General features: G+C 40.8%; 19 protein-coding genes. All 19 read left to right on the forward strand.

What is annotated here, in order from left to right:
- The first annotated feature begins 66 nt into the window (after nt 1-66).
- Nucleotides 67-864 (forward strand): flagellar basal body rod protein FlgG, encoded by a 798-nt coding sequence (gene flgG, locus IEX12_RS02310; RefSeq protein ID WP_088050202.1) that lies wholly within the window; start codon nt 67-69, stop codon nt 862-864.
- A 58-nt stretch (nt 865-922) separates the two neighbouring features.
- Complete coding sequence (locus IEX12_RS02315; protein ID WP_088050203.1) at nt 923-1141, forward strand: flagellar FlbD family protein; 219 nt, start codon at nt 923-925, stop codon at nt 1139-1141.
- The gene (fliL, locus tag IEX12_RS02320) at nt 1134-1556 is read left to right on the forward strand and encodes a flagellar basal body-associated protein FliL (protein ID WP_088050204.1); all 423 of its coding nucleotides are present in this window, start codon (nt 1134-1136) and stop codon (nt 1554-1556) included. The genes IEX12_RS02315 and fliL overlap by 8 nt, the downstream gene beginning before the upstream one ends.
- Before the next feature lie 72 nt (nt 1557-1628).
- The gene (gene fliM, locus IEX12_RS02325; RefSeq protein WP_088050205.1) at nt 1629-2627 is read left to right on the forward strand and encodes a flagellar motor switch protein FliM; all 999 of its coding nucleotides are present in this window, start codon (nt 1629-1631) and stop codon (nt 2625-2627) included.
- Entirely contained in the window at nt 2617-3783 is a 1167-nt protein-coding gene (gene fliY / locus IEX12_RS02330; protein ID WP_088050206.1) for a flagellar motor switch phosphatase FliY, read from the forward strand. Before fliM ends, fliY begins: the two co-directional genes overlap by 11 nt.
- Before the next feature lie 13 nt (nt 3784-3796).
- Nucleotides 3797-4159 (forward strand): response regulator, encoded by a 363-nt coding sequence (locus tag IEX12_RS02335; RefSeq protein WP_088050207.1) that lies wholly within the window; start codon nt 3797-3799, stop codon nt 4157-4159.
- A 263-nt stretch (nt 4160-4422) separates the two neighbouring features.
- Nucleotides 4423-5085 carry a flagellar biosynthetic protein FliO gene (locus tag IEX12_RS02340; RefSeq protein ID WP_088050208.1) on the forward strand — a complete coding sequence of 221 codons (663 nt, stop codon included), beginning with the start codon at nt 4423-4425 and terminating at the stop codon, nt 5083-5085.
- Nucleotides 5078-5746: a flagellar type III secretion system pore protein FliP gene (gene fliP / locus IEX12_RS02345; protein ID WP_088050209.1), complete on the forward strand. Its 669-nt coding sequence runs from the start codon at nt 5078-5080 to the stop codon at nt 5744-5746. The genes IEX12_RS02340 and fliP overlap by 8 nt, the downstream gene beginning before the upstream one ends.
- A 15-nt stretch (nt 5747-5761) precedes the next feature.
- Nucleotides 5762-6031: a flagellar biosynthesis protein FliQ gene (gene fliQ, locus IEX12_RS02350; RefSeq protein WP_088050210.1), complete on the forward strand. Its 270-nt coding sequence runs from the start codon at nt 5762-5764 to the stop codon at nt 6029-6031.
- Nucleotides 6032-6034: 3 nt separating this feature from the next.
- The gene (gene fliR, locus IEX12_RS02355) at nt 6035-6814 is read left to right on the forward strand and encodes a flagellar biosynthetic protein FliR (protein WP_088050211.1); all 780 of its coding nucleotides are present in this window, start codon (nt 6035-6037) and stop codon (nt 6812-6814) included.
- Between the two features lies 1 nt (nt 6815).
- Nucleotides 6816-7895 carry a flagellar biosynthesis protein FlhB gene (gene flhB / locus IEX12_RS02360; RefSeq protein WP_102415267.1) on the forward strand — a complete coding sequence of 360 codons (1080 nt, stop codon included), beginning with the start codon at nt 6816-6818 and terminating at the stop codon, nt 7893-7895.
- 20 nt (nt 7896-7915) lie between these two features.
- Nucleotides 7916-9949, forward strand: coding sequence for a flagellar biosynthesis protein FlhA (flhA, locus tag IEX12_RS02365; RefSeq protein WP_155554366.1), 2034 nt, complete (start codon nt 7916-7918; stop codon nt 9947-9949).
- Nucleotides 9946-11061 (forward strand): flagellar biosynthesis GTPase FlhF, encoded by a 1116-nt coding sequence (gene flhF / locus IEX12_RS02370; RefSeq protein ID WP_088050214.1) that lies wholly within the window; start codon nt 9946-9948, stop codon nt 11059-11061. Before flhA ends, flhF begins: the two co-directional genes overlap by 4 nt.
- Nucleotides 11051-11926, forward strand: coding sequence for a MinD/ParA family protein (locus IEX12_RS02375; protein ID WP_088050215.1), 876 nt, complete (start codon nt 11051-11053; stop codon nt 11924-11926). Before flhF ends, IEX12_RS02375 begins: the two co-directional genes overlap by 11 nt.
- Complete coding sequence (locus IEX12_RS02380; RefSeq protein WP_102415265.1) at nt 11923-12987, forward strand: protein-glutamate methylesterase/protein-glutamine glutaminase; 1065 nt, start codon at nt 11923-11925, stop codon at nt 12985-12987. Before IEX12_RS02375 ends, IEX12_RS02380 begins: the two co-directional genes overlap by 4 nt.
- A 1-nt stretch (nt 12988) precedes the next feature.
- Nucleotides 12989-14998, forward strand: a complete 2010-nt coding sequence (locus IEX12_RS02385) for a chemotaxis protein CheA (protein WP_088050217.1) — start codon at nt 12989-12991, stop codon at nt 14996-14998.
- A 38-nt stretch (nt 14999-15036) separates the two neighbouring features.
- Nucleotides 15037-15507 (forward strand): chemotaxis protein CheW, encoded by a 471-nt coding sequence (locus tag IEX12_RS02390; RefSeq protein ID WP_188724610.1) that lies wholly within the window; start codon nt 15037-15039, stop codon nt 15505-15507.
- A gap of 6 nt (nt 15508-15513) precedes the next feature.
- Nucleotides 15514-16152 carry a chemotaxis protein CheC gene (locus IEX12_RS02395; RefSeq protein ID WP_088050219.1) on the forward strand — a complete coding sequence of 213 codons (639 nt, stop codon included), beginning with the start codon at nt 15514-15516 and terminating at the stop codon, nt 16150-16152.
- Nucleotides 16145-16642 (forward strand): chemotaxis protein CheD, encoded by a 498-nt coding sequence (locus IEX12_RS02400; RefSeq protein ID WP_088050220.1) that lies wholly within the window; start codon nt 16145-16147, stop codon nt 16640-16642. Before IEX12_RS02395 ends, IEX12_RS02400 begins: the two co-directional genes overlap by 8 nt.
- Nucleotides 16643-16796 lie beyond the last annotated feature (154 nt).

A 16796-nucleotide genomic window follows, 5' to 3' on the forward strand; every position in this document is an offset into this window, starting at 1 on the left:
AGGCCAACCAAGCTGTTGAATGACTGATTCAGCTTTAAATAATAAAACGAAAAGGGGATTGAAAATATGTTACGTTCAATGTATGCGGGTATTTCAGGAATGAAGGGTTTTCAAACAAAATTGGATGTTATCGGCAACAATATTGCAAATGTCAACACACCAGGCTTTAAAAAAGGTCGTGTGACGTTTCAGGATATGATGAGTCAAATGACTTCAGGTGCACAAGGAGCAACTGCTACGCGTGGCGGGATTAATCCGAAACAAGTTGGACTAGGATCACAGTTAGGAACAATCGATAACATTCATACACAAGGATTCCGGCAAACAACCAATTTCCCGTTGGATTTTGCTTTGGAAGGTGACGGCATGTTTGTTGTAGACGCTGGAGATGGGAATAGATTCTATACTCGTGCTGGAAACTTCCGTCTGGATGACAATGGGGATATTGTAAATCCAGATGGTTACTATTTAGTCGGAATGGATGGAGATCCTCTTAACATTCCTAATACGGCGCAGGATTTTAGCGTGCAAACGGACGGAACGGTAAATTATACTGACGAGAATGGCGATCCGCAAACAGCTGGTCAAATTGCGTTGGCGAACTTTTCCAACCCAGCCGGTCTGCAAAAGGCCGGGAATAACCTGTTCCTCAATACAGAGAATGCAGGATTAGCAGCAGACCTGGCTGCACCCGAGTCTGACGGCACCGCTTCGATCGTTAGCGGCGCACTGGAAATGTCCAATGTAGATCTGTCGGAGGAATTCACGGAAATGATTACTGCCCAGCGTGGTTTCCAGGCGAACACGAGGATTATTACAACATCAGATGAAATTTTGCAGGAATTGGTTAATTTAAAACGATAAATGGAGGGGAAGGGGATGCTTTGATGGTGTCACCCATTGAAGCAACCCCCACTATAGGATGATCAAACTTACGCGATTGAACGATGAAACCTTTACATTGAATGCTTGTATGATTGAGCAAATTCAATCACATCCGGACACAACCATCACATTGTTAAATGGCAAGAAACTGGTTGTAAAGGAAACAGAAGCTAGGGTAGCGGAATTAATTACATATTATTACCGGAAAATCGGGTTTCATGGAATAGTAAAAGAGGTGGATAGTGCCGATGAATAAGCTGGCAAAATCGATGATAACGACCCTGGTTATCCTGCTGATCGCGGGCGCTCTTGCCTTGGTTGTTGTTCTAAATGTAAAGGGCGATGACAAAAAAAGCGGTAGTGCCCAAACACTGGATGACATAGTAGCGTATTCCTATCAAACATCTGATATGACAACTGATTTACAAGATGGCAGCTTTGTCCGTATTCAATTTCAAATTGTTACGGACAGCAAAAATGCTAAAGAGGAAGTAGAAAAGCGCGAATTTCAATTAAAAAATATGTTAATTAAAGAATTAGCAAACATGGATGAGGAAGCTTTCAAAAGTGGCCTCTCCGACTTGGAAGATCATGTGAAGCAAAAATTGAACGAAGTCATGACGGAAGGAAAAGTAACCGACGTTTACACGATTAGCAAAATACTGCAATAACGTGTAATAAAATGAGGCTTAGGGTAGGGGCACATTCCCTGCTGAATTACTCCACGATGGAGGTGAGGATTTTTGGTAGAAGAAGTACTTTCGCAAAATGAAATCGACGCGCTGCTTTCTGCAATATCATCAGGCGAAATGAATGCTGAGGAATTAAAGAAGGAAGAAAAAGAAAAGAAAATCCGCGTTTATGATTTTAAACGTGCACTTCGTTTTTCAAAGGATCAAATTCGCAGTTTGTTACGTATTCATGAAAATTATGCTCGATTATTAACTACTTTTTTCTCTGCACAATTACGTACATATGTCAATATATCGGTTGCGTCGGTTGATCAAATTCCTTATGAAGAATTTATACGCTCCGTACCGAAAATGACGGTGTTAAATATATACAGTGTTGCACCATTGGAAGGCAGAATTTTGATGGAGGTCAACCCGAATATCGCTTATGGGATGCTTGATCGGGTGCTGGGTGGAAAAGGAAGCAGTGTCAACAAAGTAGACAATCTGACAGAAATCGAAACGATGCTGATGTCACAGTTGTTCGAAAAGGCCATTGTTAATCTGCAGGAAGCATGGTCATCACTTGTGGAAATTGATCCGGTTCTGGAAGACTTTGAAGTCAATCCGCAATTTTTGCAAATGGTTGCCCCAAATGAGACAGTTGTTGTCGTTTCCTTGAATACAACCATTGGAGAAACTAGCGGAATGATTAATATCTGTATTCCGCACATTGTATTGGAGCCAATTATTCCGAATCTTTCCGTCCATTATTGGATGCAGACACAGGCGAAGAAACGTGATCCGGAAGCATATGAAAAATTAACCAAAAATGTCCAAGAGGCAAAAGTGGAAGCAAAAACATTGCTTGGTGAAACAACCATTTCAATTCAACAGTTTTTACATTTAAATAAAGATGATGTAATCGGCTTGAATCAGGCAATTGATCAGCCGTTAACACTAAAAATAAATAATGAACCAAAATTTTATGTGCAGCCGGGTAAATTTAAAAATCGGATGTCCGTGCAAATATTAGAAAGAATGATTAAGGGGGGCGACGATGATGAATGATGGAATGCTTTCACAGGATGAAATAGATGCACTACTACAAATTAGTGAAGATGCAGATGAAGGAGATGATACAACACAAGGTACGCGTGCAAAGGCAAATGCTGATGATTATTTCTCCTCGCTGGAAATCGATACGCTAGGAGAGATCGGCAATATCTCATTCGGCAGTTCAGCTACAACACTGTCCACATTATTGCAGCAAAAGGTGGAAATAACGACACCAACTGTTTCTATTATGGAAAAGGCTAATTTGATCGAGGAGTTTACCTTTGAACATGTGAGTATTCAAGTGAATTATGTGGAAGGTTTCAGCGGCAAGAATGTTTTTGTGATCAGGGCAGAGGATGCAGCCGTTATTTCCGATATTATGCTTGGCGGAGAGGGGACAGCTCCAGTTAAGGAATTAACAGACATTCATCTCAGTGCCGTACAGGAAGTAATGAATCAAATGATGGGTGCCGCTGCAACGAGTATGTCTACCGTGTTTGAAAAGCGAATTGACATATCACCGCCGTCGATCAATTTAATAAACTCGGAAAATCTCGCAGATACGGAATCAATGCATGACGAGGAAGTGTTTGTGAAGGTTTCTTTTCAACTAAAAGTAGGAAGTTTGATAGATTCAAATATTATGCAATTGATTCCGATTTCGTTTGCCAAACAATTAGTGGCCCAATTGCTGAACGAATCTGGGGAAAATGCCCAAGAGCAGGCGGCTGCGGCTGTGGAACTACTGGAAAATCCTGTGGAACCGGCCACCGCCCATCAGGAAGTACCATTTGATGTTGAAGAAGAAACACCACAGTATTTAGGAGATCATATTGACCAAAAAAGCGCGACCGTTCAAGAGGCAAATTTCTCCAGCTTTGCTCCTGTTGAGCTGAATAAAAATGAGCAACGTAACCTTGATATGCTGTTGGATATCCCATTAAAGGTTACCGTTGAACTTGGCCGTACGAAGCGAACAATTAAGGATATACTCGATTTGTCATCTGGATCCATCGTTGAACTGGATAAGCTTGCGGGAGAACCAGTCGATATCTTTGTGAATGAAAAACGAATTGCAACAGGTGAGGTTGTCGTTATTGATGAAAACTTTGGTGTTCGAGTAACAGATATTATTAGTCAATCTGCTAGATTAATGAAATTAAAGTAGGGAGAATGGATAAATGGCACACAGTATTTTAATTGTAGATGATGCAGCATTTATGCGAATGATGATCAAAGATATTTTAACGAAGAACGGATTTACTATTGCAGGTGAAGCACAGGATGGGGCTCAGGCAGTGGAAAAATATCAAGAATTGACGCCCGATCTTGTGACAATGGATATTACCATGCCGGAAATGGATGGGATAACAGCATTAAAGGAGATCAGGCAAATAAATCCGAATGCAAAGATAATCATGTGTTCAGCAATGGGCCAACAGGCAATGGTCATTGACGCCATCCAGGCGGGGGCAAAGGATTTCATTGTGAAACCATTTCAGGCCGATCGGGTCATCGAAGCAATTCAAAAGGCGTTAGATTAAGAAAAGCGGAAGCGCCCGGTTAAGGTAGGCCGACTAAAACCGGCCGACAATAACCAACTTCCGGCATGACCGCAACCTGCAGGCCCGCGTATGTGGTGGACATGGCCTTTTCTGATAATGAATTAATATAGTTAAAATTATATTCTTCCTTTACTAGGCAGATAAGAAAGTATAAACTTTCTTATCCTGCATAAGTGCAACTAAGTCATTCGCCCAAAGGCTTGGCGAATGCCAAGTTTTCTAATAAGAAACGAGTGAGTAATGTGGGTAAAAAAATTGGTATCACGGTGGGGTTACTTCTGGTAATCCTATCAACCGTGATGAATATAAATGTCCTGGCAGCATCACCAAATGTCAAGGATTGTATGGAAGGAAACGCTGATTGCGTTGATCTGGACGGGGAGACACCTGATAAGCAGCAGAAGTCTGAAGATGATCAAGCCAATCCAAGCATCGGTAATGATAATGGATCATTGGTATTTGAATTCGTAAAAATGGGGTTTGCCTTATTAATCGTAGTTGCACTTATCTATCTGGTGCTGAAATTTCTAAATAAGCGGAATAGGCTCTTTTCCCGGGTTAAGGCGCTTGAGAATCTTGGCGGTATATCGGTTGGCCCAAATAAATCCATTCAAATTGTCCGTATAGGCAAAAAAATGTATTTGATTGGTGTCGGTGAGAATGTCGAAATGCTTCAGGAGATAACGGATGAGGAAGTAAAAAACGACCTGTTACATCATAACGAGGGACAAAACGAACGTACTATGCCATCACTTTTTTTAACAAAAAATGACGAAGCTCGTACTGGAGAAACGGAGAAACGCAATGAATTCAAAAGACTGTTTACTACTGAACTTGAAAAATTAAAAGAGGGAAGAAAAAAGCTGATTAATCAATCCAGGCAGAAGGAAGATAAACATGAATGATTTTATTGATATGTTTTCAGGTTCAGATCCTTCATCTGTTGCAACATCCGTAAAGCTATTATTATTATTGACCGTTTTGTCGCTGGCACCTAGTATATTAATTTTAATGACAAGTTTTACGAGAATAATCATTGTACTGTCATTTGTAAGGACATCGCTTGCAACACAGCAAATGCCGCCAAACCAGGTCTTAATCGGAATCGCATTATTTTTAACTTTTTTCATCATGGCACCGACGTTTCATGAGGTCTATGATGATGGACTAAAACCGCTTTTTGATGAAGAAATAACACTGGACGAAGCCTATGAACGGGCTAGCGCACCAATGAAGGAATTTATGGCAAAGCACACGAGACAAAAGGACTTGGCGCTATTTATGAACTATGCGGAAATGGAAAAGCCGGAGACTGTTCAAGATATCCCAATTACAACGCTTGTCCCAGCTTTTGCAATAAGTGAATTAAAAACGGCCTTCCAAATGGGATTCATGATCTTTGTTCCTTTTTTGATCATTGATATGGCGGTTGCCAGTGTCTTAATGTCGATGGGGATGATGATGCTGCCACCGGTGATGATTTCACTGCCGTTTAAGATTTTATTATTCGTGCTTGTAGATGGCTGGTATTTGATTACCCACTCCCTGCTTGAAGGGTTTCAATAAAAGAGGTGTGTTCGGTTGAATAGTGAATTTGTTTTAGCGTTAGCAGAAAAGGGAATTTATACGATCTTACTTGTGACAGGACCACTGCTTATCCTGGCGCTCGCAGTCGGACTGCTTGTTAGTATATTCCAGGCAACAACACAAATTCAGGAACAGACTTTAGCTTTTATACCTAAAATAGTTGCTGTCCTGGTTGGGATGGTCTTTTTCGGGCCATGGATGCTGACAAAAATGATTGAGTTTACTGTAGATTTGTACCAAAATTTAAATCAGTTTGTAGGGTAAAACATGTTGGATATGATCAATTTTACTACTGTACCGGCTTTTTTGCTCATTTTTGTACGGATTGCTGCCTTTTTCGTAACGTTGCCATTGTTTTCGTATCGAACAATTCCTGCACCGTTTAAAATAGGTTTCAGCTTTTTTTTGGCATTAATTTTTGTTTATACGGTTGATGCATCCGAAATACCAATAAACGAAACGTATTTTTTGCTGCTGATGAAAGAGGCAATAGTCGGGCTGTTCGTTGGGTTAATCGCCTATATTATTTTAGCGGCAATCCAGATAGCTGGCGGATTTATTGATTTTCAAATGGGCTTTGCAATTGCAAATGTTATCGATCCACAAACCGGTGCACAAAGCCCGTTAACAGGACAATATTTTTATATGATTGCCCTCCTGTTTCTATTATCGGTCAATGGACACTATTTGTTAATCGATGGAATGTATTATAGCTATCAGCTGATTCCAATTGATGCATTTATCCCGTTTCATAACGGGTCAATCGCCGATTTTGTAATTGACACATTTAATCAGATGTTTTTAATAGCATTTCAAATGGCGATTCCGATTGTTGGTTGTTTGTTTCTGGTCGATGTCGCGTTAGGAATCATCGCCAGAACGGTGCCGCAGCTTAATGTATTTGTCGTTGGATTACCATTGAAAATCGGTGTTAGCTTTGTAGTTATTTTGTTTTTCCTTAGCTTATATGTCGTGCTGGTGAAAAATCTGTTTTCAACCATGTTCGACACGATGAGGGGATTAATGCAAATATTCGGAGGTGCTTAATTTGTCATTAAAGCTGGATTTACAATTTTTTGCAGGTGAAAAGACGGAAAAAGCCACTCCGAAAAAACGGCAGGATTCCCGGAAAAAAGGGCAGGTTGCAAAGAGTCAGGATATTAATACAGCATTTCTGCTGCTGTTTTGCTTTCTAATATTATTTCTGTTTGGCGGCTTTATGAAGGATAGCATGACAGCCTTATACAGCCATGCTTTTACAGAATATATTCAATGGAATGTAACCGAGAATACCGTTCATCAGGTCTTTATAGAATCTACGATTGAAACAGCAAAAATGCTTGCACCAATTATATTAATCGCGATTATTGCCGGGTTAGCCGCCAACTTTATGCAAATAGGGTTTTTATTTACAACCGAACCATTGAAATTTGATTTAAAAAAAATTGACCCCATTAAAGGGGCAAAGAAAATCTTTTCCATCCGTGCATTGGTTGAATTGCTGAAGTCATTATTAAAAATTGTTTTCATTGGCGTCATCACGTTTGCGGTCATCTGGATGTACAAAGATGACATGATGATGCTTTCATTTAAAAATGTTGACAGCGCATTGGCCTTTTTTGGCAAGGTTACGATCATTATGGGAATGGCCGCAACGATTGCTTTGTTATTTTTGGCTGTATTTGATTATGCCTATCAACGATATGATTTTGAAAAAAATATCAAAATGTCCAAACAGGATATTAAAGATGAATATAAAAATATCGAAGGGGATCCATTAATCAAATCAAAAATCAAGGAGAAACAGCGGCAAATGGCCACAAGAAGGATGATGAGTGAAGTACCTGCTGCAGATGTCGTTATTACGAATCCAACCCATTTTGCTATTGCTATTAAATATGAGGAAGCAAAGGCAAGTGCACCGTACGTTGTCGCAAAGGGTGTTGATCACCTGGCGTTTCGCATTAAAGAAATTGCACGAAAAAATAAGGTAATGACAGTTGAGAATCGACCGCTGGCCCGTGCGTTATACGATGCTATTGAAATCGGTGACGTAATACCGGAAGAATTTTACCAGGCTGTGGCCGAGATTCTGGCATATGTCTATCGAATGGAAAAAAAGGTTTAGTACAGACAGGGGTGAGATCCGTGAAAGCACGTGATTTATCGGTTTTATTAGGTGTTATTTTAATCATTGTAATGTTAGTTGTGCCGCTTCCAGGATGGCTCTTAAGTGTTCTTATTTTATGTAATATATCGCTCGCACTTATTGTTATTTTAGTATCAATGAACACACAGGATACGTTGCAATTTTCCGTTTTTCCTACATTGATCTTACTATTAACCTTATTTCGACTAGGGCTTAATGTCTCAACAACGAGATCCATTTTGTCGGAAGGGGATGCCGGTGGAGTGGTAGATACGTTCGGATCCTTTGTAATCGGTGATAATCCGCTTGTTGGATTTGTCGTGTTTATTATCTTGGTAATCATCAACTTTTTGGTTATTACCAAAGGATCTGAGCGTGTATCGGAAGTGGCAGCACGATTTTCACTGGACGCTATGCCTGGGAAGCAAATGAGCATTGATGCTGATTTAAATGCCGGTTTAATATCGGAGCAGCAGGCAAAGGAACGACGTGAAAAGGTGGAAGCCGAAGCAGACTTTCATGGCTCGATGGATGGTGCCAGCAAATTTGTTAAAGGGGATGCGATTGCTGGGATTATCATTGTCTTAATTAATATCATTTTTGGGCTAATAATTGGCATCGTACAGATGGACATGTCATTTCAGGAAGCGATCAATACGTTTATGCGACTGACAGTAGGAGATGGGTTAGTTAGTCAAATTCCGGCATTATTGATTTCAACGGCAACAGGGATTGTCGTAACCAGAGCCAGCAGTGATGGAAATTTAGGTACTGAAGTAACGGGACAGCTGCTCCGGTATCCAAAATTGTTATTTATTGCTGCCGGAACTATTTTTTTGCTTGGACTTACACCGATTAACTTTTTCTTAACAACATTACTTGCTGCACTACTAGCGCTGAGTGGTTATTTGCTATTAAAACAGCAAAGCGTTTCCGAGGTACCGGACACGGAAGAAGAGGAGCAGCAGGAGTCTTCGGCGATGAAGGCACCAGAAAATGTTGTCAGCCTGCTTAGCATGGATCCGATTGAATTTGAATTCGGCTATGCACTGATCCCATTAGTTGATGCCAATCAAGGCGGTGATCTGCTGGACAGGGTTATAATGATACGGCGACAACTGGCAATCGAGCTAGGGATTGTTATTCCTGTTGTAAGAATCCGTGATAATATTCAGCTTAATCCCAATGAATACCGTTTAAAAATAAAAGGGAATGAAGTTGCTTCCGGTGAACTGCTTCTGGATCATTATTTGGCAATGACACCGGATCCTGATGAAGATTTACTAGAGGGGATCGAAACAAAAGAACCGGCTTTTGGCTTACCCGCCAAATGGATAAGCGAGGAAAATAAAGATGAGGCTGAATTGTCCGGCTATACAGTAGTCGACACGCCATCGGTTGTCTCTACGCACATCACAGAGGTACTAAAGCGGCAGGCCCATACATTGATAGGCCGGCAGGAAACAAAACAACTTGTCGATCATTTAAAGGAAAGCTATCCGATCCTGGTCGAAGAAGTTACACCAGAGCCACTTGCTATTGGCGATATCCAAAAAGTTTTAGCCAAATTATTAAAAGAAAATATTTCTATCCGTAATTTGCCAGTTATTTTTGAGACACTTGCCGACTTTTCCCGGATGACAAATGATACGGAGCTGTTAACGGAATATGTAAGACAGGCATTGTCCGCGCAAATTACCAAACAATACGCTAGCAATGATAAAGAGTTAAAAGTTATTACCATTTCCGGCAAAGTAGAAAAACGAGTAGCGGAAAATATTCAACAGACAGAACATGGAAATTATTTATCATTGGATCCGGAATCCCAGCAGGAAATCGTTACAACCCTGCATGATGAGGTAGAAAAACTTGCATTACAGGAGGAGACAGCGATTGTCCTATGTTCACCGGCAATTCGTATGTACGTGAAACAATTGATCGACCGTTTTTTACCACAGGTTATTGTCCTGTCATATAACGAACTTGAACCAGATGTACAGGTTCAAAGTGTTGGGGTGGTGAATGTTGCGTGAAAGTAAAAAAATATATAGCACCAACAATGCCGGAAGCAATGCAGCAAATTCGTAAGGAGCTTGGGACAGATGCAGTCATTCTTCATTCGAAGGAAGTACAAGCTGGCGGTATGCTCGGTTTGTTTAAAAAACGGAAAATAGAAGTCATTGCGGCACTGGATCCACAACCGCAAAAGCCAAAAAGGGAACCTGTTCCCGAACCAGTTGTCAGCCAAAATGCTGAAGCGAAAAACGATCAAACAGATCCTGTAATTAAGGAAATTAAACAGTTAAAGAAAATGATGGAATGGCAACGAGCTGGAACTAAAATGGAATTCCCGTTCGAGTATCAAGCTGTTTACCAGCATTTGCAAGATCAGGAGGTTTCCGAGAGTCTGGCTGCAACATTAGTTAGTGAAATTATTGAAAACCATCGGCGTGATGGGTTTACTCCAGAACAAGCGCAAATTTTTCAAGATACGAAAGAGGAGATTCAAAAGCGGATCGGGGATTTACCATTTCACGGTATTACATATGAGAAAAAAATTATTCAGGTTGTCGGTCCAACCGGTGTTGGGAAAACGACAACACTCGCGAAGCTTGCTGCAGTTTGCACGCTACATGATAACAAAAAGGTTGCCTTTATTACCGCCGACACGTACCGAATAGCCGCAATTGAACAATTGAAAACATATGCGCGGATATTAGATGTGCCAATCGAAGTAGCTTACAATAGGAACGATTACCAAGCGGCCATCGCAAAATTTCAGGAGTATGACTTGATTTTTGTGGATACAGCAGGTCGAAATTTCCGTGATAAACACTATGTCGAAGAATTAAATAAGACTATTAATTTTGATGAACAGGTGGAAACCTATCTTGTTTTATCGCTGACGGCAAAGTCAAACGATATTCTGGCAATATATGAACAATTTCAGCACATACCGATTAATTCGCTAATTTTTACAAAAATTGACGAAACAAGGGAGTACGGCAGCATACTTAATGTTCTATTACGTTATGGAATTGGAATTGCCTATTTGACAAACGGGCAGGATGTTCCAGACGATTTACTAGCCCCGTCAGCAGAGGTTATCAGTAATTTACTAGTGGGTGATTATGATGCCAGATGATCAGGCGGCGAAATTAAGGCAAAAGTTAGCTGTGAAAAATAATCAGACCCATGCAAAAACAATAGCCATTGTCAGTGGAAAGGGTGGTGTCGGCAAATCCAATTTCGCTCTGAACTTTGCATTAGAGCTTTTAGATAAACGCAAAAAAGTTCTTTTGTTTGATTTAGACGTTGGTATGGGAAATATTGATATTTTACTAGGTATGCAAACAAATAAAACGATCGTTGACATGCTGGCCGATCAGTTGGCATTTAGGGATTGTTTGGAAATAGGACCGAACAATTTGGATTATATTGCTGCCGGTTCGGGGTTGTCCGAATTTTTTACAATGGACAAGATGAAAATGAATTATTTCCTTGAACAGTACAATGATCTGATTCCAAAGTATGATTATATAATTTTTGATATGGGTGCAGGCACAACAAGTGACAGTTTGGCGTTTGTCATGGCAGCCGATGAGTGTATTGTCGTTACAACACCAGAACCAACATCCATCACAGACGCATACGGAATGACTAAACATATTGTAAACAAACAGCGAAATATGCCGATATATGTAGTAATGAACCGATCTCGTACAGCAAAATTCGGGACAAAAGTACTAAATCAATTCCAACGGGTTGTTTTCCGATTTTTACAGGTGAATGTTTTCCCAATGGGGGTTTTGCCGGATGATAAAACAGTCCAAACGGCGGTGACCAGGCAAATTCCTTATCTATTATTGAACAGCAAAGCACCCGTTTCAAGAGCACTTAAACAAATCGTGACCAGTTATCTGGCAAACGAAATCAGCCTTAATCAACAGGAATCCCTTTCATTCGTACAAAAAGTAAAACGGTTCATGACAGAGAGGAACAAGCAATGAAGCCGATCCGTGTTTTAGTTATTGATGATTCAGCTTTTATGCGGAGAATGATTTCCGATATCATTGGAAGTGATGACCGTCTGGAACTTGTCGGAACCGCACGAAATGGAAATGATGGAATAAAAAAGATAAAGCACTTATCACCTGATGTTGTGACATTGGACGTGGAAATGCCGATAATGGATGGAATAACGACATTGCAGAAAATAATGGAGGAACGGCCACTTCCGGTGGTGATGGTTTCCAGTGTGACGGCAGCTGGAACCGATAAAACGATTCAAGCTATCTCTAATGGTGCGGTCGATTTCATTACGAAACCATCTGGCGCTATCTCGTTGGATATTACCAGGATCAAACGGGAAATTATTAGAAAGGTTGTTACAGCTGCACATGCTGTATTACCGAAAAGGGAATCAAAAACACAACATCCAATTAGAGCACAGCAGATCGAAAAACCTTTACGGCCACATGCAAAGACAGTTGTAGCAATTGGATCGTCAACTGGAGGGCCGAAAGCACTGCAGCAAATTTTAACCGAATTACCGGCCGATTTTCCGGCACCGATTTTAATTGTGCAGCATATGCCAGCCGGATTTACAAAATCACTTGCAACGCGGTTGAATGCGCTGGCTGGAATTCATGTAAGGGAAGCGGTTCATGGGGAAATAATCCAACCGGAAACAGCATATATTGCTCCCGGCAATTTTCATATGAAAATACGAAAGGCAGGTACCGCCTTAGCTATTGAATTAACACAGGAAAATGAACTATTTGGGCACAGGCCTGCTGTTGATGTGTTATTTGAATCATTGGCACTACAGGATAACGTGAATAAAATCGCTGTTGTATTAACTGGCATGGGGCACGATGGGTCACAAGGAATTATCCAATTAAAACAACGAGACAAAAATACAATTGTCATCGCTGAAGCCGAAGAATCATCGATCGTGTACGGCATGCCAAAATCAGCTGTAAAAACAAATTGTGTGAACTATATCAGGCATTTACATAAAATTGGTGACACGATTGCACAGTTTGCTGAAAGCTTAAGGGGGAAGTAGCATGGATACGACAGAGTATTTGGATGTATTTCTTGATGAAAGCAGAGAACATCTGGAGTCTTTATATAAACAGTTATTGGCACTGGAGAAAAATCCAGCTGAAAAAACAATTATCGATGAGATTTTTCGAGCTGCACATACCCTAAAAGGCATGTCTGCTACGATGGGATACAATGATTTGGCAACATTGACACATAAATTGGAAAATGTGTTTGATGGGATCCGCTACGACAAGATAAAGGTAAAAACGGAAATGATGGATGTTTTATTTGATGCGGTCGATCATTTAACTGCAATGGTAGAAGATATTGCAGCAGGAGGTAATGGAAACCGGGACGTTCATCAGGTTACAGCACATTTGGACGCCATTGAGAACAAAGAGACAACTGATGACAAAAAAACTGGCGAGCCGGCCAACGCATTGGAAACCATTACGTCTTTAAATGAATTTGAGTTGTCTATCCTGAATGAATCGGCAGAACGCGGATTTGGAAATTTTGAAATTACGGTAGAGCTCAGGGCGGATTGCCTGTTAAAAGGCGCCAGGGTATTTATGGTATTTGAAGTATTGGAGAAACTTGGAGAAGTAATTAAATCAGAACCATCCGTTAATGATCTGGAAGATGAGAATTTCGAAAGTTCCTTTACCGTATTGTTCGTTTCCCGCTGCAACCAAAGGGAGATTGCGGAGAAAATCAATAAAGTATCCGAGATTAAACAGGTTACGATTAATCCTTTTTCCATTTCCGGGTATAAACAGGAGCAGGCAAAGCAGCAACAGACTGCTGAAAAACCTGTACAGCAAACGAAGGAAACAAAGACCGAAGAAATAACCTTAAAACAACAAGGGAAAAGCACCTATAACAAAACGATCCGGGTCAATATCGACCGGCTGGATGTTTTAATGAATCTATTTGAGGAGCTGGTGATTGACCGGGGGCGTTTAGAACAGATCTCCATGGACTTAAATCATAGCGATCTGCAAGAAACAGTAGAGCGGATGACAAGAGTTTCCGGCGATTTGCAATCTATTATTCTAACGATAAGGATGGTACCGGTTGATCAGGTATTTAACCGATTTCCCCGCATGATCCGGCAATTGGCACGTGATTTAAACAAAAATGTTGAGATAGAAATCATTGGTGCAGAGACAGAGCTTGACCGGACGGTGATTGATGAAATTGGTGATCCCCTGGTTCATTTGATCCGCAACGCGATGGATCACGGAATTGAAACACCTGAGATACGCAGACAGAAAGGAAAGCCGGAACAAGGAACGATTAAACTGGAAGCTTATCATAGCGGCAACCATGTTTTTATCGAAATTTCCGATGATGGCGCTGGAATCAATAAAGACAAAGTTCTGAAAAAAGCCATTGCGAATGCAGTGATCAGTCAGAATCAGGCCAAATCATTAACCGATAACCAAATCTACGAACTGATCATGGCAAGCGGATTTTCAACTGCAGATACCATTTCCGATATATCGGGGCGTGGTGTCGGATTAGATGTTGTAAAAAATACAATTGAATCATTAGGTGGGAATATTTCCATTGCTGCAGAGGTGGGCAAAGGTTCTACCTTTTCCATCCAGTTACCATTAACCCTGTCGATTATTTCCGTTCTGTTAATCGAATTGCAAACGGAGAAATATGCGATTCCTTTATCATCCGTCATTGAAACTGCGATTATTCATAAAGATGATATCATGCATGCACATCGTAAAAAGGTGATCGATTTCCGTGGGAAGGTTATTCCGTTAGTATTTTTAAAGGACATCTTTGCCGTTCAAGGGAAGGACCCGGAACAGCAAGAGTATGAATCGATTGTCATTGCCAGAAAAGGGGATAAACTGGCAGGACTTGTTGTTGATTCGTTTATCGGCCAGCAGGAAATTGTCTTAAAATCGCTTGGTAACTACTTAACCGATGTCTTTGCAATTTCCGGTGCAACCATTCTTGGTGATGGACAAGTAGCATTGATTATTGATTGTAATGCATTAATTAAATAGTAGTGGATGTTCAAAAATAACATTACAGGAGGATTATCATGGAAAATGAGGCTGTACTGGATAAAAAGGTAATCGTATTTCAATTAAAGAATGAGGAGTATGCTGTTTCTGTAGAACAGGTTGGTTCAATTGAGCGGATTGAGCCAATTACTCGAGTGCCGCAAACGGCTGATTTTGTTAAAGGTGTAATTAATATGCGCGGTGTAGTGACACCAATCATCGACCTAAGAAAACGGTTTGGCATTGAGGAAGCAGAATATAGTGAGGCGACAAGAATCATTATCGTTTATATGGATGATATCGAAGTCGGCTTAATTGTTGATGCTGCAAACGATGTGATCGATATCCCGGAAAGTTCGATTGAACCGGCACCGGAAGTGGTTGGAACGGTTGATGTAGATTATCTTGAAGGGGTTGCGAAGTTGAAAAATCGGCTATTAATCCTTTTGAATCTGCAGAAGGTTCTCTCAAAAAATGAAATAAAACAATTGAAATCGGTGGAAGGATAAAAAACGATGGATTTTACCGATCAGTTTTCACACATACAATTGGATGTGCTTCGTGAAATCGGCAATATTGGTGCAGGAAATGCTGCTACGTCCATGGCAAAATTAATTAATAAGAAAATCGATATGCAAGTTCCCTCTGTCAAAATAGTAGCTTTTGATGAAGTAATGGAGCTAATCGGCGGTCCCGAGGAATTAATTGCTGCTGTCTTTATTCGCATCCAGGGACAAGCACCTGGAACCGTTTATTTCATTTTAACAAAAAAGGAAGCGGAATATTTGGTGCGAGAGATAACGTCAGATAAGGAATTTTCCCTTGTCGGAGATAAAGGACCAAGTGAACTAGCTATCTCGGCACTGCAAGAGGTCGGAAATATTTTGGCAGGCTCCTATCTTTCGGCCTTAGCTGACTTTACGAATATTAATATGCAGCCTTCTGTACCATCCTTAAGTATAGATATGGCAGGAGCGATTTTGGCAGTTGGCTTAGTTGAGTTATCACAGGTATCTGATTACGCAATTATTATCGATACAAAAATAAATGAACAATCAAGCGTAGCTGGTATTCACGGTCATTTCCTGTTATTGCCTGATCCGGCTTCATTTAAGAAACTATTTACCAGTTTAGGGATTACTGATCATGCATGAGACTGGGATCGTCGTCAAAGTTGGCATAGCGGATCTGAATATTGTATTCCCGCCAAACACAATACGTACCTCCGGGCTTGGCTCATGTGTTGGTGTGGTACTTTACGATCCACCGAAGCAGGTTGCGGGTCTTGCGCATATCATGCTCCCTGATTCAACGATGAACAAGCAAAAAACAGTAAATAACTATAAATACGCCGACACGGCAATCGATATTTTAATCGAAAGATTGTGTGCAAGCGGTGCGAGAAAGCATGTTTTAAAGGCAAAGCTGGCTGGTGGTGCGCAAATGTTTCAGTTTTCATCAGCAAGCGAAATAATGCGGATCGGGCCAAGAAATGTTGAAGCTGTTAAAGGGAAGCTGCGTGATCATCAGATTCCAATCGTTGCATCTGATGTTGGTGGAAACTGTGGCAGAACCATTGAATTTAATCCAGAAACAGGGAAATTGAAGATACGTACAATAAATCAGGGAGAAGCATGTATTTGAAGAAGATGTTGAAAAAGTCACCAAATAATGAGCGGCGAACGTAGGAGTCAGCAGGGGGGCTCTGCTAAAATCACCCACGGCAATCACCAACGCAGAAGTTAGCATTTCCCGTGCAAGCCCGATGCTCGGGAGCTACGCCGTCCCGACCTTCTAG

The sequence above is a fragment of the Lentibacillus populi genome (assembly GCA_014642895.1).
GTDB classification, from domain to species: domain Bacteria; phylum Bacillota; class Bacilli; order Bacillales; family Amphibacillaceae; genus Lentibacillus_C; species Lentibacillus_C populi.

Coding starts and splice junctions, on each gene's coding strand:
- flgG (WP_088050202.1), top strand. CDS start 67: ATGTTACGTTCAATGTATGCGGGTATTTCAGGAATGAAGGGTTTTCAA.
- IEX12_RS02315 (WP_088050203.1), top strand. CDS start 923: ATGATCAAACTTACGCGATTGAACGATGAAACCTTTACATTGAATGCT.
- fliL (WP_088050204.1), top strand. CDS start 1,134: ATGAATAAGCTGGCAAAATCGATGATAACGACCCTGGTTATCCTGCTG.
- fliY (WP_088050206.1), top strand. CDS start 2,617: ATGATGAATGATGGAATGCTTTCACAGGATGAAATAGATGCACTACTA.
- IEX12_RS02335 (WP_088050207.1), top strand. CDS start 3,797: ATGGCACACAGTATTTTAATTGTAGATGATGCAGCATTTATGCGAATG.
- fliP (WP_088050209.1), top strand. CDS start 5,078: ATGAATGATTTTATTGATATGTTTTCAGGTTCAGATCCTTCATCTGTT.
- fliR (WP_088050211.1), top strand. CDS start 6,035: ATGTTGGATATGATCAATTTTACTACTGTACCGGCTTTTTTGCTCATT.
- IEX12_RS02375 (WP_088050215.1), top strand. CDS start 11,051: ATGCCAGATGATCAGGCGGCGAAATTAAGGCAAAAGTTAGCTGTGAAA.
- IEX12_RS02380 (WP_102415265.1), top strand. CDS start 11,923: ATGAAGCCGATCCGTGTTTTAGTTATTGATGATTCAGCTTTTATGCGG.
- IEX12_RS02385 (WP_088050217.1), top strand. CDS start 12,989: ATGGATACGACAGAGTATTTGGATGTATTTCTTGATGAAAGCAGAGAA.
- IEX12_RS02390 (WP_188724610.1), top strand. CDS start 15,037: ATGGAAAATGAGGCTGTACTGGATAAAAAGGTAATCGTATTTCAATTA.
- IEX12_RS02395 (WP_088050219.1), top strand. CDS start 15,514: ATGGATTTTACCGATCAGTTTTCACACATACAATTGGATGTGCTTCGT.
- IEX12_RS02400 (WP_088050220.1), top strand. CDS start 16,145: ATGCATGAGACTGGGATCGTCGTCAAAGTTGGCATAGCGGATCTGAAT.